Origin of the sequence: Nocardiopsis deserti (genome assembly GCF_008638355.1) — a bacterium.
In the GTDB taxonomy this organism is placed as follows: Bacteria; Actinomycetota; Actinomycetes; order Streptosporangiales; family Streptosporangiaceae; genus Nocardiopsis; species Nocardiopsis alborubida.
Map to the genome: position 1 here is coordinate 223,417 of NZ_VWVS01000015.1, position 22,067 is coordinate 245,483.

A 22,067-nucleotide genomic window follows, 5' to 3' on the forward strand; every position below is an offset into this window, starting at 1 on the left:
ACGAGGACGAGGCGGGATCGAACGTGGCGGTACGGGCCATCCGCGGTGCGGTGCAGGTCGACGCGGACGAACGCGAGCAGGTGCTGGAGGCCACGGCCGAGCTGGTCTCGGAGGTGATGCGGCGCAACGCCCTGGAGACCGACGACGTGATCAGCGTGCTGTTCACCGCCACCCCCGACCTGAACAGCGAGTTCCCCGCGCTGGCCGCGCGCAAGCTCGGCTTCTCCGACGTCCCGCTGATGTGCGCGACCGAGATCGCCGTCCCCCACGCCCTGCCGCGTGTGGTGCGCCTCATGGCGCACGTGGAGACGGACCGGTCGCGCTCGGAGCTCCAGCACGTCTACCTGCGCGGGGCCCAGGCCCTTCGGCTGGACATCGCCCAGTAGTTCCCCCATCGGCCTCCCGGCAGGTCGTAGGCTTGGGGGAACGGGTACGCGTCGGAGGCGGGAGAACAGTGGGCGACAGCAGCGGTGCGCGGGGGGACGGGGAGCAGCGGCTCCCGGTGCGCCGGGTCACGGTGGTGGGGACGGGGCTCATCGGCACGTCGGTGGCGCTCGCCCTGCGCTCGCGCGGCGTCGACGTCGCCCTCTCCGACCCCGACGCCGCCTCCCTGCGCCTGGCCTGCGACCTGGGCGCGGGACACCCCCTGGAGGAGTCCGCCGACCCGACCTCGGCCCCGGCCGACCTCGCGGTCATCGCCGCGCCGCCCGCCGTCATCCCCTCCGTGCTGCGCCGGGCGCAGGACCGGGGGCTGGCCCACGTCTACACCGACGTGGCCAGCGTGAAGGCGAGCGTGCTGGCCGAGGCCGAGCGGCTGGGCTGCGACATGGCCACGTTCGTGGCCGGGCACCCCATGGGCGGCCGGGAGAAGCAGGGCCCCGGCGCCGCGCGCGCCGACCTGTTCCTGGGCCGCTCGTGGGCGCTGTGCCCCACCGGCAAGGCCGACGCGCAGGCCGTCGCCGTCGTCGCCGAGGTCGCCCGCATGTGCGGCGCGGACCCCATGGTGCTGGACGCGGCGGCGCACGACCGGGCGGTGGCGCTGGTCTCGCACGCGCCCCACGTGGCGTCGTCGGCGGTGGCGGCGCGGCTGCTCTCGGGCGACGACGCCGCCCTGGCCCTGGCGGGGCAGGGCGTGCGCGACGTCACCCGGGTGGCGGGCGGCGACCCCGCCATGTGGTCCGAGATCCTCACGCACAACGCCGCCCCGGTCGCGGAGGTCCTGCACGCGGTGGCCGCCGACCTCGCGGCGACCGCCGACGCCCTGCGCGCGCTGGCGGACCGGCCGGGAGCGGGGGAGGCGTCGGACCTCGCGCCGGTGCACGACCTGCTGGAGCGGGGCAGGTCCGGTCACGGCCGCATCCCCGGCAAGCACGGCACGGTACGGCTGCCCGACTACACGGTCATGCCGGTGGTCATCCCCGACGAGCCCGGCGCGCTGGGCCGCCTGTTCGCCGCCGCGGCGGAGGCCGGGGTCAACATCGAGGACGTGCGCATCGAGCACACGCCGGGCCTGCCGCTGGGTGTGGCCCAGCTGTACGTGCTGCCCGGCGCGGTGGACACGCTCGCGCGGGCGCTGGCCGCCGACGGCTGGTCGGTCCACCCCGGCCTGTGAGCCCCCTTCGCCGTGATCTTGTACTTGTAGCGAGGTTCGGCGCCCCAAACTCGCTACAAGTACAAGAGCACCGCAGGTCAGGGTACTCGTGTCACACCAGCGCCGGTTCCGGCCCGTCCACATCCGGCAGGGTCCGCGCGGTCCCGCGCACGCACGGGCCACGGGTAGGGTTGGGCGTCGGCAACAGTGAACGCACGCGGGAGTCAACGGCAGTGAGCGCGCAGGGCAGCACCGAGGGCATCGTCATCGCGATCGACGGTCCCTCCGGGTCGGGCAAGTCGAGCACCTCCCGGGGTGTGGCCAAGGCGCGGGAGCTGCGGTACCTCGACACCGGCGCCATGTACCGCGCGCTGACCTGGTGGATGCTCTCCCAGGGTGTGAACGTCAACGACGCCGACGCCGTGACCGCCCTCGTCGACACCCCCGTCATCACCATGGGCACCGACCCGGGCGCGCCCTCCGTGGCGGTGGACGGCCGCGACGTGGCCGCCGAGATCCGCGGCAGGGACGTCACCACCAACGTCAGCGCGGTCTCGGCCGTGCCCGCGGCGCGCGAGCGCCTCGTGCGCACCCAGCGCGAGATCATCGCCGCCGCCAGGGCCGAGAGCGCGGGCATCGTGGTCGAGGGACGCGACATCACGACCGTCGTCGCCCCCGACGCCCCGGTCAAGCTCTTCCTGACCGCCAGTCCCGAGGCCCGCGCCCAGCGCCGCAGCCGGGAGGTGCGCAGCGTCGACGTCGCCGCCACCCAGGCCGACCTGGCCCGGCGCGACGCACTGGACTCCAGCCGGGCGCACTCGCCCCTGCGCCAGACCGAGGACGCCACCGAACTCGACACCAGCGGGTTGACCCTGGACGAGGTCGTCGCCCTGGTGGTCAAGCTGGCCGACGAGGCCCGCGACCGCTGACCCGCGCGGTCGGGCACCGCCGCTCTGCGGTGGACGGGGACACTCCTCGGCCGTAACACCGGACACATCCGTCCCCAACAGCCCCTTCGGGGGAACACAACGACATCCGCGGGGGTTCCTCCCCGTGGCCAGTACACGGGCGCCGTCGGCGCCCGCGTCGACCCGCGCGATCCGGGACACCGGGTCGGGTCGGCCCTTCGCATCCTCGCGGCACGCATCCTGGGCGCGCGAGGATCCAGAACCGGGAGCAGTACATGAGTGACTTCGACATCTCCGACGTCGTCCACGGGGGAGCGGACGCCGAAGAGCCCGCCGCCCTCCCCGTGGTGGCGGTGGTCGGGCGTCCCAACGTGGGCAAGTCCAGCCTGGTCAACCGCATCATCGGCCGCCGTGAGGCCGTGGTGGAGGACGTGCCGGGCGTGACCCGCGACCGGGTCGCCTACGACGCCGAGTGGCAGAACACCAGGTTCACCCTGGTCGACACCGGCGGCTGGGAGACCAGCGTCAGCGGCCTGGCCGCCATGGTCGCCCGCCAGGCCGAGTACGCCGCGCAGACCGCGGACGTCATCCTGTTCGTGGTCGACGCGACGGTGGGCGTCACCGACGCCGACGCCGCCGTCACCCGCGTGCTGCGCTCGACCAAGCGCCCCGTGGTGGTGGCCGCGAACAAGGTCGACGGCAGCAGGCAGGAGGCCGACGCCCTCGACCTGTGGCAGCTGGGCGTGGGCCAGCCCTTCCCCATCAGCGCCCTGCACGGCCGCGGCACCGGCGACCTGCTGGACGCGCTCGTGGCCGAGTTCCCCGAGCAGCCCCTGGGCGAGGAGGACGAGGGCGAGGACGGCCCGCCCCGCATCGCGCTGCTGGGCCGTCCCAACGTGGGCAAGTCCAGCCTGCTCAACCGGCTCGCCGGTGAGGACCGGGTGGTCGTCGACGCGGTGGCGGGCACGACCCGCGACGCGGTGGACGAGCTGATCGAGCTGGGCGGGCGGACCTGGAAGTTCATCGACACCGCCGGTATCCGCCGCCGGTTCCGTGCCCTCCAGGGCGCCGACTACTACGCCACCATGCGCACCGGCACCGCCCTGGAGCGGGCCGAGGTCGCCGTGGTGCTCATGGACGTCAGCGAGCCCCTCGCCGAGCAGGACATCCGGGTCGTCGAGCAGGTCGTGGAGGCGGGCCGCGGCCTGGTCCTGGCCTTCAACAAGTGGGACATCCTGGACGAGGACCGCCGGACCTACCTGGAGAAGGAGATCGACCGCCAGCTGGCGCGGGTCTCCTGGGCGCCGCGCGTGAACGTCTCGGCGAAGACCGGCCGCCACATGGAGAAGCTGGTCCCGGCGATCGAGACCAGCCTGAGCGGGTGGAACCAGCGCATCCCGACCGGGCAGCTCAACAACTGGCTCAAGGAGCTGGTGGCCGCCACCCCGCCTCCGGTGCGCGGCGGCAAGCAGCCCAAGATCCTGTTCGCGACGCAGGCGGGCTCGCGCCCGCCGCACTTCATCCTGTTCACCACCGGGTTCCTGGAGGACAACTACCGCCGCTTCATCGAGCGGCGCCTGCGGGAGGACTTCGGCTTCGAGGGCTCCCCGGTGCACATCAGCATGCGCATCCGTGAGAAGAAGGGCGGGCTCCAGGGACGCGCCTCCAAGGGCAGCGTGCGTCCGGACCGCAAGCACCGCCGCCGGTAGCCGTACCGCTCCGGCCACGGCATGAGGAAGGGGGCTCCCCGGTGGGGGAGCCCCCTTCGCCGTGCGCCCGGGGCGTTCGGGGCCCGGCGGCGCGCGGGTCGCCCGCCCCGGCGGCTTCCGTGCCCGGCTGTCGGCGTTCCCGCACCCGTGGCCGTCGCGCGTGTCAGCCGTCGCGTCCGGCGCTCAGGCGTCCAGGGAGGCCCAGAAGTCGCGCAGCACGCGGGCGCCCCGCTCGGGGTCCTGGAGCATCCAGTAGTGGGTGAGCCCGTCCAGCTCCTGGAACCGGGCGCCCAGGCGGCGGGCCACCTCCCTGTCCTGCTCCGGGCGCGCCATCGGGTCCCCGGTCGGGACGAGCAGGAGCCCGGGCGCCTTGGCGGGACCGTCGAAGTCCTGGCCCCAGTCGGCGTGGAAGTTGGGCCACGCCGAACGGTAGAGCGTCAGAACGGCCGCGCTCATCTCCTCGTCGTGGACGTCGTCGACCTCCCGGGCCAGCTCGGGGCTCATGCCGCGGGGCTGGAGGAGGTCTCCGAAGGTGCCCCCGCTGCCGGGGGCGGCCTCGCGCAGCCTGGCCAGGGACTCCTCGCCCTCGGGACTGCTCTGCCAGAGCGTGGCCGCGTCGTGCCACCGGTAGTCGGGGTGCCAGCCGTGGGCGACGTCGGAGACCCAGCTGCGGACGGGGACGTCGTGGGCGGAGACCACGCGCATGGCCAGGTGGGCGCCCCAGTCGTGGCCGACGAGGTCGATCGGCCCGTCGACGGCGCGCAGCTCCTCGGCCAGCCAGGTCGCGTAGTCCTCCTTGCCGCGCATGTGGGCCGGCCGGGGGCTGCCGAAGCCGGGCAGTCGCAGCGCCACGCTGGCCTCGGGGAGGAGCGCGCGGACGGGGTTCCAGACCGAGGGCGTCTCGGGGACTCCGTGGACGAACACGATGGTCATGCCTACTCCTGAGGAGGAAGTTGATAAGCTATCCACATCAACGTAGCACGGTAAGTCGATAAGTTATCCACTTCATGGACCGAGGAGGCCCCATGCGGGCGGACGCCGCGCGCAACAACCGCAGGATCTTCGAGGAGGCGCGACAGGCGGTCGCCGCCGGGGAGACCGACCTCACGCTCAACGCGCTCGCCCGGCGCGCGGGTGTCGGCGTGGGGACGGTCTACCGCCTCTTCCCCACCCAGCGGGCGATGCTGGAGGCCGTGGTGGAGGACGCGGTGGTCGAACTCCGCAGCCTGGCCGCCGAGGCCGAACGCGAACCGGAACCGCGCGGCGCCCTCGACGGCTTTCTCCGGGCCGCGTTGGACGAGGCGCTCGCCCGCCCCGGCCTGTTCACCGTCCTGATCACCCTCGACGATGAGAGGGAGTCCCTGCGGCAGGCCAAGGCCGAACTGGTCGGGGAGACCTCGCGCCTGCTCGGACGCGTCCACCCGCAGCCGCCGCTGACCGGTGAGAACCTGCTGAAACTGCTGTGCGGCCTGATCCACGCGGTCAGCGAGCACCCGGCCGACCGGCGCTCCGCCGCCACCGACGCCTACCTGAGCCTGCTCCGGAACGGCCTCATGCCCGCGGGCGCGGCCTGAGCGGTGGGCGCGGCCCCGGCGGCGATCCGGCCGACGCCTTCCCCGTGCCCGGGTCAGGACTCCCCGGGCAGGCGGCGTACGTTGCCCTGCGTCGGGTGGCTTCCCGCTGGTCCGCCCCTGCGGGCGCGGGGCGGTCGGCCCGTCTCCTTCCCGGGGACCGGGATCGCGGGGGCGCCGGGCAGCGGGCGGTTCGCGCTCTCCTTCATCCGCCACACCACCACCAGCCCCACCACGCCCGCGGCCATGAGCAGCCACGCCGGTGCGTACAGGTTCCCGGTGGACTGCACCAGCGCCTCGGCGATCAACGGGGTGGTGCCGCCGAACAGCGCCACCGACACGTTGAAGCTGATGGCCAGCGCGCCGTAGCGCACGCTGGTGGGGAAGAACGCCGGGAGCGCCGCGGGCGCGCCGCCGGAGAAGTGCACCAGGGTCACCGCCAGCACCACCATGCCCAGGGCCACCGCCCACAGACCGCCCCGTTGCAGCAGCCAGAACGCGGGCAGGGCCAGCACGATCGAGAGCAGGCTGCCCGAGAACAGTACGGGCCTGCGCCCCACGAGGTCGCTCAGGTGCCCGAACCCGGTCACCGCGAACAGCATCAGCACCATCGCCGCCAGGGTCAGCACCAGGGCCGTGGTGGGGCCGTACCCCAGTTCGGCCTCCAGGTAGGTGGGCATGTACGCGGTCAGGACGTAGTTGTTGACGTTGAAGACCAGCACCAGGCCCACGCACAGCAGGATGTGGCGCCACTGGTCCACGACCGTCGCGCGCAGCTGGCCCTCGCGGTGCCCGCCGTGGGAGTCCTTGGCGAAGCCCTCGGTGTTCTGCTCGAAGACCGGGGTGTCCTCCAGCTTCACCCGCAGGTACAGGCCGACGGCGCCCAGCGGCAGGGCGATCAGGAAGGGGATGCGCCATCCCCAGTCCTGCATGGTGTCCTGGCCGAGCAGGAGGGTCATCACCGTGACGACGCTGGCGCCGCCGACGTAACCGCTGACCGTGCCGAACTCCAGCCAGGAGGCCAGGAAACCGCGCCGCCGGTCCGGCGCGTACTCGGCGATGAAGGTCGTGGCGCCGCCGTACTCGCCGCCGGTGGAGAAGCCCTGGAGCATCCGCGCGACGAGCAGGAGCACGGGTGCGGCGAAGCCGATGCTCGCGGCCGAGGGGATGAGCCCGATCGAGAACGTGCTCACCGCCATGAGCAGCATCGTGAAGGCCAGGACGCGCTTGCGGCCGATCCGGTCGCCGAGGGGACCGAAGAACAGGCCGCCCAGGGGCCGCACCAGGAAGGCGGCGGCGAAGGTGGTGAAGGTGGCGATGAGCTGGGTGCCCTGGGTCTGCTCCGGGTAGAACACCAGGCCGATCGTGACGGCCAGGTAGCTGTAGACGCCGAAGTCGTACCACTCGGTCGCGTTGCCGACCGCCGCGGCCACCACGGCCCTGCGCGTCGCCCCGCGGTCCGTGGCCAGGGCCGTCCGCCCCTGTGGCTGCGGCTCGTTCACGTCTCCCCCTCGCTGCCCCGCGGTCCTGGTGTACCCACTTAACCACTCTGGGTGACGAGAGTGTGTGCTCTGTCCGTGTCGCCGCCCCGGTAGCGTGGTGGCGGCCGAGAGGGGGAGTCCATGCGCAGGGTGCTGGTCAGTGCGTGTCTGATGGGACGCCGGGTGCGCTACGACGGGCGCGCCAAGCCGGTCGAGGACGACGTGGTCGCCCGCTGGCGCGAGGAGGGCCGCCTGGTGGTGCACTGCCCGGAGGTCGCGGGCGGCCTCCCGGTGCCCCGGCCGCCCGCCGAGATCGAGCCCGGCGCGGGTGCCGCCGACGTGCTCGCGGGCCGCGCGCGCATCCTCACCCCCGAGGGGCGGGACGTGACCGGGCACTTCGTGGACGGCGCCCGCGCGGCGCTGGCCACCGCCCGCGCGCACGGCGTGGCGGTGGCGGTGCTCAAGGAGTCGAGCCCCTCCTGCGGAGTGCACCGGGTCTACGACGGCGCCTTCGGCGGGCGCAGGGTACCCGGCGAGGGGGTCACCGCGCGGCTGCTCGCGGACGGCGGCGTCGCGGTGTTCACCGAGGACGAGATCGCCGGGGCCGCCGCGCGCCTGCGCGAGCTGGACGAGGCCTGAGGGACGCCGACAGGACGCCGCCGCGCTCCTGTGTCGTCGGGCGGCGCCGGAACACCGTCGAGATGCCGCCGTCAACGCTCGGGGGCGCGCCGCCCGTCCCGTGGTGCCGGGGGAGCGGCTCCGTGGGGCGAGGACGCCCGTCCGGGGGGTGGAACGCGGGTTCCGGGGCCCGACCGGTGGCGGCGGACCCCGGAACCTCCGGGTCAGGGACGGACGACCTCGTAGCGCATGCAGGCGAAGTCCCCGGCCCGGTGCACGTCCAGCACCCTCAGGTCCACCCGCCCGGCCAGCAGGGGCGACCCCGCGCCCAGGGTGACCGGCGCGACCGACACGACCACCTCGTCCAGGAGGCCGAGCCGGGCCAGGTCCGCGGCGACGCCGCCGCCGCCGACCAGCCACACGTCACGCCCGTCGGCCGCCCTGACCACCTCGGCGTGCAGGTCGCGCAACTCCTGGTCGGTGTCGGCGCTGGCGAAGCGGACGTCGCCCTCGATCCTGGGCAGGTCGCGGTGGGTGAGCACCCAGGTGGGGACCTGGTAGGGCCAGGGCTTGTCGCCCTCGTGCTTCAGGATCCACTCGTAGGTGCCCGCACCGGACACGATCGCGCCCGCCTCGCGGATGAAGGCGTCCGTCTCGTTCAGGGCATCGCCCCCGTCGGCGGCGAACAGCCATTCCAGGGAGTGGTCCTCGGTGGCGATGAAGCCGTCCAGGCTCGTCGCGGTGTTGTAGACCGTTTTGCTCATCGTGTACCTCCGTCGTGGTGTCGGTCCTGAAGCCATTCGATGGGGTCGCCGTGGTCCACCTCCAGGCCCTCCGCGCGCAGCATGTGGCGCACGAGCTGCCTGCGGTGGGCGGAGAAGGTGAGGACGTGCGCGACGACGCTGCCCAGCACGAAGCTCTCGGGCGGATCGCACAGGGCGTCGATCAGCCGGTCGCCCCAGGCGCCCCGCCGCCCGATGTCGTCGACCGCGGCGATCCAGCGCGCCCCCGCCCGCGTGTGCCGCTCCGCCAGCGCCTCCAGGCCGTCCGCGCCCCGTTCGGGCAGGTCGGCACCGTCGATCGAGGCGAGCCACACCTCCTTGGCCCGGACCAGGTGGTCGAGCACGGCGGCCACGGACTCCTCCGGCCCGTCCCACTCCAGGACGGTCTGTCCGGGAGCCCGCACCCGCCGGTAGGCCTCCTCGGGCAGCTGCCCGGCGAGGCGGATCAGGTGGGCGGTGTCGTCCACGTCGTGGTGGACCTGGAGGGCGATCAGGTCCATGCCGGGACGCTCCTTGGGTCTGTCCTCGATCCACAGGTGGATCGGCGGATGGAAGTGGATGCCGTTGGGCGCGGACAGCCACGTGCCGCTGCCCGCCGTGGTGGCGCTGGGCGGGTGCCCGAAGGCGCGTCCGAAGGCGCGCGTGAACCCCTCGACCGACTCGTATCCGGCCGCGAACGCGGCGTCGGTCACGCTGCTGCCCTGGCTGATCTGCCAGGCCGCGCGTTCCAGGAGCACCCGGCGGCGCAGCGCGACCGGTGACTCCCCGGTGTCGCGGGTCAGTCTGCGGGTGAAGTGGAACGGTGAGGCGAAGGCGTGGTCCGCCATGTCGGCGAGGCGGGTGTTCTCCTCGTCCAGGACCGCGTCGAGCAGTTCGCGCAGGCGGTCCCGGCCTGGGGTGGGCTCGGTCATGGCACCCAGTATGTTCACCGGCGGCGCGCGGGCGCCTGACCGATCTTGCCCACCCGGGCGGACACGCGGCCCGGGGCCCGGCGGGCTTTTCCCCGGTGCGAGCGCCCCGGCGGATGCGGTAGAGTCTTCTGCGTCGGCGGGGCCGGAAACGGTGACCGCTCGACGGACGGGACGTAGCGCAGTTTGGCAGCGCACTTGACTGGGGGTCAAGGGGTCGTGGGTTCAAATCCCGCCGTCCCGACAGAGGAATAGCAGGTCAGTGAGGGGTCCACCGGATGGTGGGCCCCTTTTCGCGTCTCCGGTGGGGTGGAGGCGGGGCTGTGGCCGAGGCGTGCGGGTCCTCGGCCCACGTCGTTGAGGACGCCGTCCATCGGCTTTGACCGCTGGCCTGTGTCCACGGGCCCGCGTCGTCCGGCGGGCGCTGACCGCTGTGACCGCGATGGCCGACAGCTCCGAGGAGGAGCGTGACCGTCGGGGCCTCGGCGCCCCCGCCGTCCCGTGCCGCACCGCGCTCCACGCGTGGAGCGCGGACTCCCGCCGCCGGTGCCGTTCTGCTCTCGGGCCGTCCCGTGTCCCCGTACTGCGGACGTCCACCCGCCTGGTGGGAAGGCTTCCCGGGGCCGCGCGGCCAGCCCCGTGGCGCCGGTTTTCCCGGGGGCTCAGGAGTCGGGGTCGCATCCGTGGGATTGAAGGTGCTATACATGGACATACCGGCAATGAAAACGGTTTTCATTACTGACTATCCTGTCCAGCGCGACCGCAGGGGTGTGCAGCTCAGTGTCGAAGGAAGCCGGGCTGGAGGCCGCCGCCCCGGGTGCCCTCTTCGAACGGACCCCCACCCGCCGATCCGACCCCCGGGTGGAGGACCCTCCGCCCCGTTCGTCCCGTGCGGTCGTCGGACGCGGCGGGGTGCCGGCTCCGTGGTGACAGCCCCGCCTCCCGCCCCGCTGCTGGCCGTCGGTCGCGGGGACCGGCTCGGAACCGGACGACACCTCCGCGCCGATCCGAGCCGTTCGACCAGGACGACGGGGGCCCGGCCACCCTGTTCCACCGCGACATGCCGGTCCCGGCACCAGTGCGGGCCCTGAACGCGGACGCCTGGCGCACCCCCGGGCACGGGGACCGCCCACCCCCCGACTCCCGGTCGCAGACACCTCACGGGACCGCCCCGTCCGCGGCCCCGCCCCCGAGAAAGGCCGAAAGATGAGACGACGATTCCTGCCCGCGGCCACCTTCGCGGTGCTCCTGGCGGCCACCGCCTGCGGCAGCGGCGGCGAAGCCGAACAGGCCTCCGCCGACGGCGCCACCCTGCGTTACGCGGCGGTCGGAGCTCCGGCGGCCACCACCCACGACCCGCACGGCCGCGTCAGCAACGAGGCCGACTACATGCGGTTCGCCATGCTCTACGACGTGCTGACAGTGACCGACGCGGAGGGCGCGGTCCAGCCGCGCCTGGCCCGGTCCTGGGAACCGGCCGGGGAAGCCCTCGACCTGTGGACCGTCAGCCTGCGCGATGACGCCGTCTTCTCCGACGGTCAGCCCGTCACCGCCGCCGACGTCCTGTTCTCGCTGAAGCGGATCCAGAGCAAAGGCGCCGAGAACAACGGACGCCTGGCGGTGTTCGACCTGGAGTCCTCCTCGGTGGTGGACGAGCACACCCTGGAACTGGCCACCCACCAGCCCTATGCCGAGGTCGGCAGCGCCCTGGCCTCCCTGACCTTCGTCGTCCCCGAGGGCAGCGACGACATCACCGAACCCGTGGCCGGCTCCGGACCGTTCCAGCTGGAGGAGCACGACGACACCACCGCGGTCCTGACACGCAACGACGACTGGTGGGGCGGGGCCGCCGACTACGAGACCCTCCAGATCACCGCCATGCCCGACCCCGCCGCGCGGGCCGAGGCGGTGGCCTCGGGGCAGGCGGACGTCGCGGGCAGCGTGGCGCCCGTCAGCGCGCAGCAACACGAGGAGTCCGACGAGGTCCAGGTGGTCACCAGGCCCGCCGGGGTGAACTACCCGCTGGTCATGGACCTGGAAGCCGAGCCCTTCGACGACCCGGGCGTGCGTGAGGCCGTCAAGCTCTCCCTGGACCGCGAGCAACTCGTCGAGACGGTCTTCCTCGGTTACGGGGAGCCCGGCACCGACGTCCTGAACCCCGACGCGCCCTTCGCCCCCGACCTCGACCCGGTCGAGCGCGATCTGGACCGGGCCCGCGGACTGCTGGAGAAGGCGGGGCACGCGGACGGTGTCGAACTCACCCTGCACGCCACCAACTCCTACCCGGGCATGGAGGAGGCCGCGGCCCTGGTCGCCGAACAGCTCGCCGAGGCGGGCATCGACGTCGAGATCGAGGTGGGTGCGCCCGACACCTACTGGACCGAGGTGTGGAACGTCGAACCCTTCTACCTCAACAGCCTGGGCGGGAACGGGTTCGTGGACTTCGCGCGCATGTCCCTGCTCTCCGACGGCCCCGTCAACGAGACCGCCTGGAACGTTCCCGAGTGGGACGCCGACTTCACCGAGGCGCTGGCCACCGCGGACGAGGAGGAGCGCCACGCGATGCTCGCCGACCTGCAGGAGCGTGTCGCCGACGACGGCGGGTACGTGGTCTGGGGCACGGGAGACGGTATCGACCTGACGGGCCCCGGCGTGAGCGGCCTGCCCACCGGTCCCGGTTTCCACCGCCTGTTCGTCGAGCGGGTCGAGGTCACCGGCTGATGTCTCGCCCCGAGGCCGCCCCCGCGGTCGGCCGCCCCCGCGCCCCGGGGGCGGCCGCGGGGGCCTCGCTCCCGTTCGCCGCTGTCCGGGCGGTGTTCCTGCTGGCTCTGGTGTCGGTGGCGGTGTTCACGGCCACCGAATTCCTGCCAGGGGACGCCGTGGACCTGCGCGCCTCACCCGGGGCCGACGAGGCGCAGGTGCGGGAGTTGCGGGAGGAGCTGGGCCTGGACGTCGCGCCCTGGCGGCGCTACCTCGGTTGGGCCGGATCCCTGCTCACCGGCGACCTCGGCACGTCCCTGGTCAACGGCCGCCCCGTAGCCGACGCCCTCGCCCAGCGGCTGCCGGCCACCTTCACGGTCGTCGGGGGGGCGTTGGCGGTGGCGGCCCCCGCGTCCCTGGCCCTGGCCTGGTGGGCGGGGGGGAGCAGGCGGGCCCGCCGGGCGTCCACGGCCGTCCTCACCGGAGGCGCGGCCGTGCCCACGGCTGTCACGGCCGCAGCGCTGGTCACCGTGTTCTCCGGAGTGCTGGGTCTGGTGCCCCCGGTTTCCCTGCTCCCGCCTGGAGCCGCGCCCTGGCAGCACCCGGAACTGCTGTTTCTCCCCGTGGCGGCCCTGGCGCTGCCCACGGCGTTCTTCGGTGCGAGCCTGTTGACGGGCGCGGTGGCCGACACCGTGCGCCTGCCCCACGTGGCTGACGCCCGCCGACGGGGCGTCCCCCCTTGGCGGATCGCGGCGACCGACGTTCTTCCCTTCCTCCTGGCCCCCTTCACCCGGGTCATGGCGGTGTCCGCGGGAGGGCTGATCGCCGCCGCGGCACTGGTGGAGACCCTCTTCGGCTATCCGGGCGTCGGATCCCTGCTGGTGTCCTCGATCGCCTCCCGGGACCTGCCCGTCGTCCAAGCCACCGCTGTGGTCGCCGCCGCGGTCGTGTTGGCCGGACTGCTGGTCGGAGACCTGGTCGCCGCCCTGACCGAACCGCGCCGGAGGCACTCGCCGTGAACCGTCGTCCCCTTCTGCTCCTCGCCTCCGCGGCCGTCCCCCTGCTGTCGGCCGCGGTCCTGGCCCTGGCCCTGTTCGGCGGATGGTGGGCGCCACACAGCCCCACATCCCCGTTGGGGGCGCCCTGGCAGGAACCCACCCCCGGCCACCTCCTGGGAACCGACGCCCTGGGCCGCGATGTGTGGTCCCGTGTCCTGGCCGGCGGAGGGGGGCTGCTCAGCGTCTCCGTGACGGCCGCCGTGTGCGCCTGTGTGGTCGGCACCGTCGGAGGCCTGGCCGCGGGGTGGTTCGGAGGGCTGGCCTCGCGGGCCCTCACGGCGGTGGCCGACCTGCTGCTCGCCCTGCCCTCCCTGCTGCTGGCCCTGGTGGCGGCGATCGCCCTGCCCTGGCACGCGGCGGTGATCTTCGCGACGGTGTGCGGAGGAGCCCCGCTCACCCTGCGCGTGGTCAGGGACGCGGTCCGTGCCGTCCGCACCTCCGGGTACGTGGAGGCCGCACTCCTGCGCGGCGAGACGGCCGCCTCGATCCTGGCGAGGGAGGTCCTCCCCGCCATGCGGGGGGTGGTCACCGCCGATCTGGGGCTGCGCCTGGTGGTCGCGCTCCAGGTCGCCGCGGCCCTGAGCGTCCTGGGAATGGGCGCCGAACCGCCTGCTCCCGACTGGTCCCTCATGCTCAGGGAGAACATGCCCGGCGTGGCGGTCAACCCCTGGGCCGTCGGTGCGCCGGCCGTGGCACTGGGCGTCACCACCGTCCTGCTCGCCCTCCTGGCCCAGCTGTACCTCTCCGACGACCGCACGAGCCGGGTCCGTGACAGCGGACCCGCATTGAAGGAGCCCACGGATGGCTGAGGGACTGTGCGCGGAGGCGCTGCTGGTCGAGGACGAACACGGCGCCCGCGTGGTGGGCCCGGTGGACCTGCGGGTGCCGGACGGCACGGTGCTCGCGGTCATGGGCGCGTCCGGAAGCGGCAAGACCAGCGCCGTCCTGGCCGCGCTGGACGCGCTGCCGACCGGGCTGGTGCGCCGGGCCGGTCAGGTGCGCTGGCAGGGAGCGCCGGTGCCCACGGGGCGTGCGGCGCGCCGGTGGCGCCGGGCCAGCACCGGCGTGCTCGGACAGGACCCCGCCTCGGACCTGCACCCCCTGCGCCCGGTCTCCGCCCTGGTCGCCGAAGCCCTGCCGGGCGGTCTCCGGCGGGCGAACGCCGAGGCCGTCCGAGCGGCGCTCACCTCTCTGGGGCTGGACGCCGACGCCCTGTGGCGTCGTCGCCCGCACGAACTCTCCGGAGGCCAGGCCCAGCGTGTGGCCCTGGCGCGGGCGGTCGTCGCCGACCCCGGGCTCCTCGTGCTCGACGAACCCACGAGCGGCCTGGACCCCACCACGGTGGAACTCGTGCTCGACGTCCTCGAACGGCGGCGGGGGCGCCCCGGAAGGAGCACCGTCGTGATCACCCACGACCGGGGCTTCGCCGACCGCGTGGCCGACGTCCGTCTCGACATCGGTGAGTCCGAACCGGTTCGCGGGGGCGGCGCCACAACGGCGGGCCCCCGGGACCCGGGCGGTGTCGCGGTCCTCGGCCTGCAGGGGGTCCGTCTCACGGCTCCGGGCGGCCGGGAGCTGCTCGACGAGGTGGACCTGACCGTTGGCCAGGGGGAGGCGGTCGCCGTCCTGGGGCCCTCGGGGTGCGGTAAGTCCACGCTGCTCAGAAGCCTGGCAGGGCTCCATCCCCCCGCGGCGGGTTCGTTCTCACTCGGCGGTCGGCCCCTGCCCGCCAGACACACGGACCGTGCCAGGGAAACGCTGCGAGCCGTCCAGCTGATCGCCCAGGACCCGGCCGGAACCCTGAACCCGGCTCAGCGCGTCGCTACGGCACTCGCACGCCCGGCCATGGTGCTCCGTGGGCTGACCCGAGGCCAAGCCGCATCCGAGGTCCCCGAGCTCCTGGAGCGGGTCGGTCTGCCAGCGGGGACCGGGCGTGCGCTGCCGGTCCGCCTCTCCGGCGGCCAGCGCCAGCGCGTGGCCATCGCCCGCGCCCTGGCCGCGCGCCCCCGGGTGCTGCTGGCCGACGAGGTGTCCTCCGCTCTGGACGCCGCGAGCGCACGCACGATCCTGGACCTCCTGGACACCCTGCGGGCTGAGGAGGGCCTGGCCGTCGTCATGGTGACCCACGACCGGCGTGTCGCCGACCGTGCGAACCGGGTGCTGGTGTTGGACCCGGAGCACCGCAGCCTCGTGCCGGGGCCCTAGGTTCTGTTTTTTTGAACCGGTCTCAGCTGGGGGGTTGGTTCGGGCGCCCACAGGGTTCTGGAGGTGCCGGAGGCGGGTTCGTGAGGAACGAGCGAACCCGCCGTAGGCGCCGAAGGTTCCTGTTCTCCGGGCGCTCGAACACGGACCGAAGCGAAGCGGAGGTCCAAAAAAACACTACCCAGCGCCGCCTGTGGCAGCGCCTGCGTCCTGCCCGGCTCACCGCGTCACGGCCGTCCTCGGCGACGGGGAGCCGACGCACCCGGCGCCGGCCCGGTCGACGCCTTCGATCGCACGGGCGCGGGCTTCGCGGCACCCCGCGATCGCGCCCCGGTCGGGTTCTCCGTCCGGGTGTCTGGCTTCCTCCCGCTGAGGTCTCCCCGGTGTGCACGGGCGTTTCGCGGTGTATGGGGCCTTTGGTAGCGTTGGAAGCGGTTTTCATTTTCAAAAACGGAGGAACGGGCCTGCTGGCGGGTCCCCGGCCGAAGCGCCGCCGTCCCCCGTCGGCGTCTCGATCGGGCGGAAACGTGCGGCGGGGCGGAGCCTGCCGTCGGCAGGCCGTCCCCACTCGCGTGGAGGAAGCGATACATGCCCGAACAAAGGACGCTCACGCCTGCCTCGTCCGTCGACGAACTCCTGTCCTCCTACACGGCGGGGGACGTCTTCCTCTCGGCGGCTGCCGGTGCGCTGCACACGACGGGGGCGGTGGCGGTCTCGGACGACGTGCGCGGCCCCGACTCGCTGCTCGGCGACGCCGGGCCCGAGGGCCTGGTCGTGGGAGCCGTCCCCTTCGACCCGCGACGACCGGCCCGGTTCCTCCTCCCCCGAACGGTGCGCCACGCACCTGGACCGCCGAAGGGCCGGGCACCGGTCCTGCGGCGGCGTCCCCTGCCGGGGGAGTGGAAGGCCGCGCCGGTGCCCGCCCCCGGCGAACACGGGGCGCCGGTCGAGCGGGCGGTCCCGCCGACGGCGGACGGCGGCGGGCCGGACACAGCGGTCCCGGCCAGGGGCCTGCGCATGGACGGCACCTCGCCGGTCGATCCGGCGACGGTGCTGAACAACCTCCTCTGGTGGGATCCCGGCGCGTTCGTCTTCGCCTTCGACCTGCCGGATCCGGACGGGGGGACCCGCACCCTTCTCGGTACCAGCCCGGAACTGCTGGTCTCCAAGCGCGGGGACCAGGTGGTGTCCAACCCGCTGACCGGCTCCGCTCCGGGCAGCGCTGATCCGACCAGGGACTACCGCAGCCGGGAGAGGCTGCGCGCTTCGGCCGAGGACACGCGCGAGCACGCTGCCGTGGTCGACGCGGTGGCGGAGTCGCTGAAGCCCTACTGCCGGTCTCTGTCCGTGCCGAGGGGGCCCGAGATGGTCCGTACGGCCACCAGGTGGCATCTGTCCACCCGGGTCGGGGGGACGCTGATCGATCCGGATACTCCGGCCCACCTCCTGGCGATGGCCCTGTACCCCGCCGCCGTGTGCGGTCTTCCTCCGCAACCGGCGTCCGAGACGATCGGCGGACCGGAGCCGTTCGGCCGGGGTTTCCCCACCGGAGCCGTCGGCTACAGCACGGCACGGGGCGACGGCGATTGGGTCCTCACCCCCGGTGGCGCCGAGGTCTCCCCGAAAAGGATCGACGTCTTCGCGGGCGCAGGCGTCACGGCTGGTTCCGACTCCCGGGCCGGGTCGGCGGAGACCGCCGACAGGACGCGCAAACTCCTGTTCGCGCTGGGCGTGCGCTGAGGGACCCCCGGGTAGCCGCGGACGGTGAGCCCTCCGCGAAGCCGACTGGCCCCGGTCGGCGGGGGCCAGTCGGCCGGGGGCTCAGTCGGAGGGTCGCCGCCCCAGGGCGAGCACGGTCGGATGGACCATGTAGTAGCCCGGGGCGTCGAGGACGTAGTCCGGATGGCCCGGGGTCAGGAGTCGCTCGACTTCGGCCACCTCCTCACTACTCAGACCCGCGTCGGTGCCGCGCCTGAGCACCGACTCCCGCATTTCCGGCCAGACGGCGTTCTCCAGGTAGGGGCGCACGGTCGGGTCGGCGTCGATGGGCGAGCCCACTCTGGGGAAGACGTTCACATGCACGTCGAGCAGTCCCGCGGCAGCCATCCAGGCGGTGTGGCGCTCATAGTGGGCGGGCCCCCCGGAGGGGATTCCCCAGTTGAGTTCGGACGCGGTGCGCGCCGCCCGCTCCAGCCGTGAGTGGCCGGGCAGGAACATGGCCTGGTAGTAGTTGCTGGTGAACAGCCCCAGCAGGCCGCCGGGGCGCAGGGCGCGCGCGGCGCGTGCGACCAGGGCCCCGGGGTCGTCGAAGTTGCCGGGCCAGACCACGTCCGACGCCCAGATCGCCTCGAACCCGTCGCCGGATCCAGCGGCCTCGTCGAGCACGTCGACCAGGTCGGCGGCGCGTACCTCGACCCTGTCCGACACCCCCTCGGAGCGCGCGTGCTCCCGGGCGAGGTGCAGCACGTCGGGGTTGCGGTCGACGGCCAGGACCCGGGCCCGCGGGCCGGCCGCCCGGGCCAGCGCCACCAGCCCGCCTCCGGCGCCGGTGCCCGCGTCGAGCAGGCGCGTGCGCCCGGACAGGTCCATCGCCCCGACCGCCTGTTCGACGGCCGGGGCGACGAAGGCCCGGTTGGCGAGCAGGTAGGGGATCAGTCCGTTCTGTTGGATGTCTGTCAAGGCATGACCACCTGAGCTGTCTCGGATAGGGGACGGTCGCGCTTGTCCGTCAGCGCGGTCACGGCCGCGAGGCGGGCACGACGTGCGGCAGTACGCTGGCCAGTTTCTCGCGGGTCTCCTCGAACTCGCGTTCGGGTCGGGAGCCCTCCACGATTCCGGCGCCGGCGCGGAGCCAGGCCCGGCCCTGTTCCTCGTAGACCGCACGCAGGACCAACGCGGCGTCGAGCTCACCGCGGGACGTGGCGGTCACCACGGCCCCGGAGTACAGTCCGCGCTCCTCCTCCAAACGGGTGATCGCCCCGATCGCCTGGGACTTGGGGATCCCCGACGCGGTGATCGCTGGGAACAGGGCCTCGAAGGCGTGCCACGGAGTGGCGTCCTCGTTCAGGCGCCCCCGGACGGTGGACGCCAGGTGCTGGACGCTGCCGCGGACGGAGACGCCCATGAACTCCGACACCGCGACGGAGCCCGGCACGCACACCGAGCGCATCTCCGCGACGGCTTCGCGAACCGATATGGCGTGCTCGTGGATCTCCTTGGGGTCGGCCTCCAGTTCGGCGCGGGCGGCGCTGTCCGCCGCCTCTCCGCGCCCCGCCGCCCGGGTGCCCGCGAGCGGGTTGGTCAGGACCTCGCGGTCGGGTCCGACCGTGACGACCAGTTCGGGGCTGAAACCCGCGCTGCGGAGCCCGTCCAGATCCAGCAGGAACGACCGCGCCGGGGTGTTGGCCCCGCGGCCGACCGCGTAGGTGGCGGGGACGTCCACGGGCGAGGGCAGTTCGACCTTCCGGGACAGGATCACCTTGTGGTAGTCGCCGCGTCCGATCTCGCGCAGGGCCTCGCCCACGAGTGCGCGGTAGGCCGGGGAACCGGCTCGTGAATCGACCGTGACGCGGTCCCGCGCCGGTTCGGCGACCTGCTCGCGCAGCACGGAGATCACCTTCCCGCGCATCTGGGCTCCGCCTCCGCTGACCCGGGCCCCGTCAGCGGTGATGCGGACCTCGGTCTGGGGCACGATGAGGCGGGCGAGCCGCGCGGGCTTTCCGGGGGCGGACGGGTGGGCCCCGCGTGACCGGAGCGCGAAGTCGAACCCCACCCAGCCGTAGGCCCGCCAGGACGGGTCGGGCAGCCCGGCCAGGGCCGCGTCCAAGGCGTCGGCCGGGCTGCCGGTGTGGTCGCGGGAGTCGGCGGTCCCGTCGGCGCCGCGGACCGTGACCCGGTCGCTGTCGAGGTCGATCCCCCACCGCACACCGCCGCCGAAGAGCCAGACCCCCTCGCGTTCGTAGAGGACGTATTCGGGGAAGAGCCCCGAGCCCGCGAGCCGGGCGGCGGCCGCGACGGGGTCGAGCGGCCCTTCGACCTGTTCGGTTTCACGACTGCTCACGGCCGTCTCCTCGCCCGGGACGGACCCGTAGGCCGCGTCTGGTGTACCCGTGGTCAACATTCTTCTCCGGTCTTCTGTCGAGGCCAGCGAGGACGCCCGCCTCTTCGTCGGACGTGCGCGGCCGCCCACCCGCGGCCCGCTGCCGACCGCCCCCGCTGGTCACGGCCGCTTCGGCGATCGCCGAAGCGGCCGGCCTCGGTCCCTCGGGTCCAAGGGGGCGCCGACCGGGGTCGGCCGACTCCTCTCCTCGTGCGGGGCAGGGAGGGGAGGAGCGGGGGGAGAGCGCGCCCAGGGTTCAGTCCGAGGTGAGCTCGATCGCGCCGGAGGGGCAGCGGTCGACCGCGTTGCGCACGTGCGCGGCGTCGCGGGGGCCGGGCCGGTCGGTGCGCAGGCGCACGAGCCCGTCCTCCTCGCCCTGGTCGAACACTCGGTCGGCGGCGATGACGCACTGGCCAGCGCCGATGCAGATCTCGGGGTGGACGGTGACTCGCACGCGGGGGCGTCCCCTTCACTGTGGAGCGGCCCGGGCAGGGCCGCCGAACGCCCGGAGGCGCTTGTGTGATCGTAAATGATAATCATTTTCGCCAGAAGCGTTCGTCTGTGTGGCTGAGGTCGCAACGCTCTACGTGTCGCTTCGGTTGCGGAAGGTGGCGAAAGTCCTCATCGGATCCGCTTGCGCAGAGCGTTCTTGTCGACCTTGCCCACAGGGGTCAGGGGCAGCGCGTCGACGGCCTCGACCCGGTCGGGGGCCTTGTAACCGGCCAGGCCCCTCCCGCGCAGGAAGGCACCGAGTTCGCGGACCGTGGGCGGGGTGCCCGCGCAGACCAGGAAGGCGACCGACCGCTCGCCGAGGTCCGGGTCGGGAGCGGCCACCAGGGCGACCGCCGACACGTCCGGGTGGGCGAGCAGCTGGCCCTCCACCTCGGTGGCGTCGATCTTCTCGCCGCCGCGGTTGATCTGGTCCTTCACCCTGCCGACGACGTTGATGTGGCCGCTGGGGTGGAGCCGGACGAGGTCGCCGGTCCGGTAGAACCCGTCGGGTGTGAAGTGCGTGGTGGCGAGTTCGGGGGCGCGGTAGTAGCCGCGCAGCGTGTAGGGGCCCCGTGTCAGCAGCTCGCCCACGGCGCCGACGGGCACCGGGGCGCCCGACCCGTCGACCACCCGCACCTCGTCACCGGTGGAGATGGGGTGCCCCTGCGTGGTGCACACCAGCTCCTCGGGGTCGTCGAGACGGGTGACGTTGATCAGGCCCTCGGCCATGCCGAACACCTGCTGCAGGCGGCACCCCAGCGTCGGGCGGACGCGGCGCGCGAGGTCGTCGGCCAGCCGCGCTCCCCCCACCTGAAGGACCGAGAGGCTGTCCAGCTCCGCTGAGCCCGGAGCCCGGTCGGCGTAGGCCTCCAGCCACACGGGCACCATCGGCGGACTGAGCGCCGTGACGGTCACGCCCTCGCGTTCGATCAGGGGGAACACCGTCTCGGGGGCGGGGCTGGGCGCCATGACCACCGTCGCGCCCACGGTGAGCGCGCCCAGGACTCCCGGGCAGGACATCGTGAAGTTGAAGGCGACGGGCAGCACCGCGAGGTAGACGCTGTCCGGAGTCAGGTCACAGGCGGCCGCGGCGGCGCGGGCGTTGTAGGCGTAGTCCCGGTGCGTGCGCGGGATGAGCTTGGGCGTCCCCGTGGTCCCGCCGGAGAGCAGGAGGAGTCCGATGTCGCCGGGGGCGGGGCGCCCGGAGCCGGGGGCGCGGTCACCGGAGGCGTCGGAGCGCAGGTCCTCGAAGCCGACGGCGGCCTCGAGCCCGCCGGTGTCGCCGACGACGATCACGTGGCGCAGCTCCTCGTGCTCCTCGCGCATGGACGCGGCCAGCGTCCGGTAGTCGAACCGCGCGTGGCGGTCGGCCACCGCGTAGCCGACCGCGCGGGTGACCCGCAGGAGGTGGGAGATCTCGTGCCCCCGGTGCCCGGGCATGGCGTGGACCGGGACCGCGCCGAGGTACTGCAACCCGAACCAGAGCAGCAGGAACTCCGCCCGGTTGGGCAGCTGCACCACCACCCGGTCGCCCCGGCGCAGCCCCCGCCGGTACAGCCCGGCCGCCACCGCTCTGGCCTCCGCGGCCAGCTCGGCGTAGGACCACCGGCGCTCGCCGTCGACGAGTGCGACGGCGTCGGGGCGCTGCTCCGCCTGGTGCGTCAGCAGGTCGGACAGGACCTCCTCGCGCCAGAATCCGGCCTCTCGGTAGCGCTGACTCGCCTCCTCCGGCCACCCCGGCCAGTCCTGTTCCGGAGCTGTCGCGGGCGGGTTTGCGCTCTTGGTCATCTCTGCTCCTTTTGCGTTCTATGCCACACATTGGGGGGATCGCGCTCAGTGCCCAGCTTAGGATAAAAAAGATAACGGTTTTCGTTTTCAAGCGAATCATCGGCCCCCGGCCCCCACCGGGTCCAGGTCGGCCCCCGAAGCCCGCTGCGAGTCAAGGAGA

At 73.5% G+C, this 22,067-nt stretch carries 19 protein-coding genes and 1 tRNA gene; 12 read left to right on the forward strand and 8 right to left on the reverse strand.

Features of this window, described 5'->3' with window-relative positions; translation table 11 throughout:
• The first annotated feature begins 23 nt into the window (after positions 1-23).
• From aroH to der, 4 genes are all read left to right on the forward strand, one after another.
• Positions 24-386, forward strand: a complete 363-nt coding sequence (aroH, locus tag FYW99_RS20985; protein WP_150253738.1) for a chorismate mutase — start codon at positions 24-26, stop codon at positions 384-386.
• 68 nt (positions 387-454) lie between these two features.
• Entirely contained in the window at positions 455-1,612 is a 1,158-nt protein-coding gene (locus FYW99_RS20990) for a prephenate dehydrogenase (RefSeq protein WP_150253739.1), read from the forward strand.
• 212 nt (positions 1,613-1,824) lie between these two features.
• The gene (cmk, locus tag FYW99_RS20995) at positions 1,825-2,520 is read left to right on the forward strand and encodes a (d)CMP kinase (protein ID WP_150253740.1); all 696 of its coding nucleotides are present in this window, start codon (positions 1,825-1,827) and stop codon (positions 2,518-2,520) included.
• A gap of 254 nt (positions 2,521-2,774) precedes the next feature.
• On the forward strand, positions 2,775-4,208 hold the full coding sequence (gene der, locus FYW99_RS21000) for a ribosome biogenesis GTPase Der (RefSeq protein ID WP_150253741.1): 1,434 nt from the start codon (positions 2,775-2,777) through the stop codon (positions 4,206-4,208).
• 183 nt (positions 4,209-4,391) lie between these two features.
• Here the strand turns inward: der and FYW99_RS21005 are convergent, their stop codons facing one another.
• A complete protein-coding gene (locus tag FYW99_RS21005) occupies positions 4,392-5,141 on the reverse strand; it encodes an alpha/beta fold hydrolase (protein ID WP_150253742.1) in 750 nt (249 codons plus the stop codon).
• A gap of 92 nt (positions 5,142-5,233) precedes the next feature.
• Here FYW99_RS21005 and FYW99_RS21010 point away from each other — a divergent pair, with 92 nt between their 5' ends.
• Positions 5,234-5,782 carry a TetR/AcrR family transcriptional regulator gene (locus FYW99_RS21010; RefSeq protein WP_223839313.1) on the forward strand — a complete coding sequence of 183 codons (549 nt, stop codon included), beginning with the start codon at positions 5,234-5,236 and terminating at the stop codon, positions 5,780-5,782.
• 53 nt (positions 5,783-5,835) lie between these two features.
• Here FYW99_RS21010 and FYW99_RS21015 read toward each other — a convergent pair whose 3' ends face one another.
• Positions 5,836-7,281 (reverse strand): MFS transporter, encoded by a 1,446-nt coding sequence (locus FYW99_RS21015; protein WP_150253744.1) that lies wholly within the window; start codon positions 7,279-7,281, stop codon positions 5,836-5,838.
• Between the two features lie 120 nt (positions 7,282-7,401).
• On the opposite strand from FYW99_RS21015, the gene FYW99_RS21020 reads away from it, so the two are divergent.
• Complete coding sequence (locus FYW99_RS21020; protein ID WP_150253745.1) at positions 7,402-7,899, forward strand: 2-thiouracil desulfurase family protein; 498 nt, start codon at positions 7,402-7,404, stop codon at positions 7,897-7,899.
• A 203-nt stretch (positions 7,900-8,102) separates the two neighbouring features.
• On the opposite strand, the gene FYW99_RS21025 is transcribed toward FYW99_RS21020, so the two are convergent.
• Together FYW99_RS21025 and FYW99_RS21030 are read right to left on the reverse strand one after the other, a co-directional pair.
• Entirely contained in the window at positions 8,103-8,642 is a 540-nt protein-coding gene (locus tag FYW99_RS21025) for a dihydrofolate reductase family protein (RefSeq protein WP_190394745.1), read from the reverse strand.
• On the reverse strand, positions 8,639-9,571 hold the full coding sequence (locus tag FYW99_RS21030) for a helix-turn-helix domain-containing protein (protein ID WP_150253747.1): 933 nt from the start codon (positions 9,569-9,571) through the stop codon (positions 8,639-8,641). Before FYW99_RS21030 ends, FYW99_RS21025 begins: the two co-directional genes overlap by 4 nt.
• 167 nt (positions 9,572-9,738) lie before the next feature.
• Between FYW99_RS21030 and FYW99_RS21035 the strand changes: the two genes are divergently transcribed.
• The 6 genes from FYW99_RS21035 to FYW99_RS21060 all read left to right on the forward strand — a co-directional run bounded on the left by FYW99_RS21035 (position 9,739) and on the right by FYW99_RS21060 (position 17,268).
• Positions 9,739-9,812 (forward strand) — tRNA-Pro (locus FYW99_RS21035).
• Between the two features lie 962 nt (positions 9,813-10,774).
• On the forward strand, positions 10,775-12,289 hold the full coding sequence (locus tag FYW99_RS21040) for an ABC transporter substrate-binding protein (RefSeq protein WP_150253748.1): 1,515 nt from the start codon (positions 10,775-10,777) through the stop codon (positions 12,287-12,289).
• Positions 12,289-13,287, forward strand: a complete 999-nt coding sequence (locus FYW99_RS21045; protein WP_150253749.1) for an ABC transporter permease — start codon at positions 12,289-12,291, stop codon at positions 13,285-13,287. The genes FYW99_RS21040 and FYW99_RS21045 overlap by 1 nt, the downstream gene beginning before the upstream one ends.
• Complete coding sequence (locus FYW99_RS21050) at positions 13,284-14,135, forward strand: ABC transporter permease (RefSeq protein WP_223839321.1); 852 nt, start codon at positions 13,284-13,286, stop codon at positions 14,133-14,135. The genes FYW99_RS21045 and FYW99_RS21050 overlap by 4 nt, the downstream gene beginning before the upstream one ends.
• On the forward strand, positions 14,128-15,531 hold the full coding sequence (locus FYW99_RS21055) for an ABC transporter ATP-binding protein (protein WP_150253750.1): 1,404 nt from the start codon (positions 14,128-14,130) through the stop codon (positions 15,529-15,531). Before FYW99_RS21050 ends, FYW99_RS21055 begins: the two co-directional genes overlap by 8 nt.
• Before the next feature lie 585 nt (positions 15,532-16,116).
• Positions 16,117-17,268 carry a chorismate-binding protein gene (locus FYW99_RS21060; protein ID WP_150253751.1) on the forward strand — a complete coding sequence of 384 codons (1,152 nt, stop codon included), beginning with the start codon at positions 16,117-16,119 and terminating at the stop codon, positions 17,266-17,268.
• An 81-nt stretch (positions 17,269-17,349) separates the two neighbouring features.
• On the opposite strand, the gene FYW99_RS21065 is transcribed toward FYW99_RS21060, so the two are convergent.
• The 4 genes from FYW99_RS21065 to FYW99_RS21080 all read right to left on the reverse strand — a co-directional run bounded on the left by FYW99_RS21065 (position 17,350) and on the right by FYW99_RS21080 (position 21,907).
• On the reverse strand, positions 17,350-18,207 hold the full coding sequence (locus FYW99_RS21065; RefSeq protein WP_150253752.1) for an SAM-dependent methyltransferase: 858 nt from the start codon (positions 18,205-18,207) through the stop codon (positions 17,350-17,352).
• A 58-nt stretch (positions 18,208-18,265) separates the two neighbouring features.
• Positions 18,266-19,588 (reverse strand): salicylate synthase, encoded by a 1,323-nt coding sequence (locus FYW99_RS21070; RefSeq protein WP_150253753.1) that lies wholly within the window; start codon positions 19,586-19,588, stop codon positions 18,266-18,268.
• 295 nt (positions 19,589-19,883) lie between these two features.
• Positions 19,884-20,081, reverse strand: coding sequence for a ferredoxin (locus FYW99_RS21075; protein WP_150253754.1), 198 nt, complete (start codon positions 20,079-20,081; stop codon positions 19,884-19,886).
• A 167-nt stretch (positions 20,082-20,248) separates the two neighbouring features.
• Positions 20,249-21,907, reverse strand: a complete 1,659-nt coding sequence (locus FYW99_RS21080; protein WP_150253755.1) for a (2,3-dihydroxybenzoyl)adenylate synthase — start codon at positions 21,905-21,907, stop codon at positions 20,249-20,251.
• Positions 21,908-22,067 lie beyond the last annotated feature (160 nt).

Bases quoted from the DNA above. Each gene is read 5' to 3' on its own strand.
- FYW99_RS21010 (WP_223839313.1), top strand. From the start codon at position 5,234: ATGCGGGCGGACGCCGCGCGCAACAACCGCAGGATCTTCGAGGAGGCG.
- FYW99_RS21055 (WP_150253750.1), top strand. From the start codon at position 14,128: ATGGCTGAGGGACTGTGCGCGGAGGCGCTGCTGGTCGAGGACGAACAC.
- FYW99_RS21005 (WP_150253742.1), bottom strand. From the start codon at position 5,141: ATGACCATCGTGTTCGTCCACGGAGTCCCCGAGACGCCCTCGGTCTGG.
- FYW99_RS21080 (WP_150253755.1), bottom strand. From the start codon at position 21,907: ATGACCAAGAGCGCAAACCCGCCCGCGACAGCTCCGGAACAGGACTGG.
- der (WP_150253741.1), top strand. From the start codon at position 2,775: ATGAGTGACTTCGACATCTCCGACGTCGTCCACGGGGGAGCGGACGCC.
- FYW99_RS21045 (WP_150253749.1), top strand. From the start codon at position 12,289: ATGTCTCGCCCCGAGGCCGCCCCCGCGGTCGGCCGCCCCCGCGCCCCG.
- FYW99_RS21025 (WP_190394745.1), bottom strand. From the start codon at position 8,642: ATGAGCAAAACGGTCTACAACACCGCGACGAGCCTGGACGGCTTCATC.
- FYW99_RS21040 (WP_150253748.1), top strand. From the start codon at position 10,775: ATGAGACGACGATTCCTGCCCGCGGCCACCTTCGCGGTGCTCCTGGCG.
- FYW99_RS21030 (WP_150253747.1), bottom strand. From the start codon at position 9,571: ATGACCGAGCCCACCCCAGGCCGGGACCGCCTGCGCGAACTGCTCGAC.
- FYW99_RS21020 (WP_150253745.1), top strand. From the start codon at position 7,402: ATGCGCAGGGTGCTGGTCAGTGCGTGTCTGATGGGACGCCGGGTGCGC.
- FYW99_RS21060 (WP_150253751.1), top strand. From the start codon at position 16,117: ATGCCCGAACAAAGGACGCTCACGCCTGCCTCGTCCGTCGACGAACTC.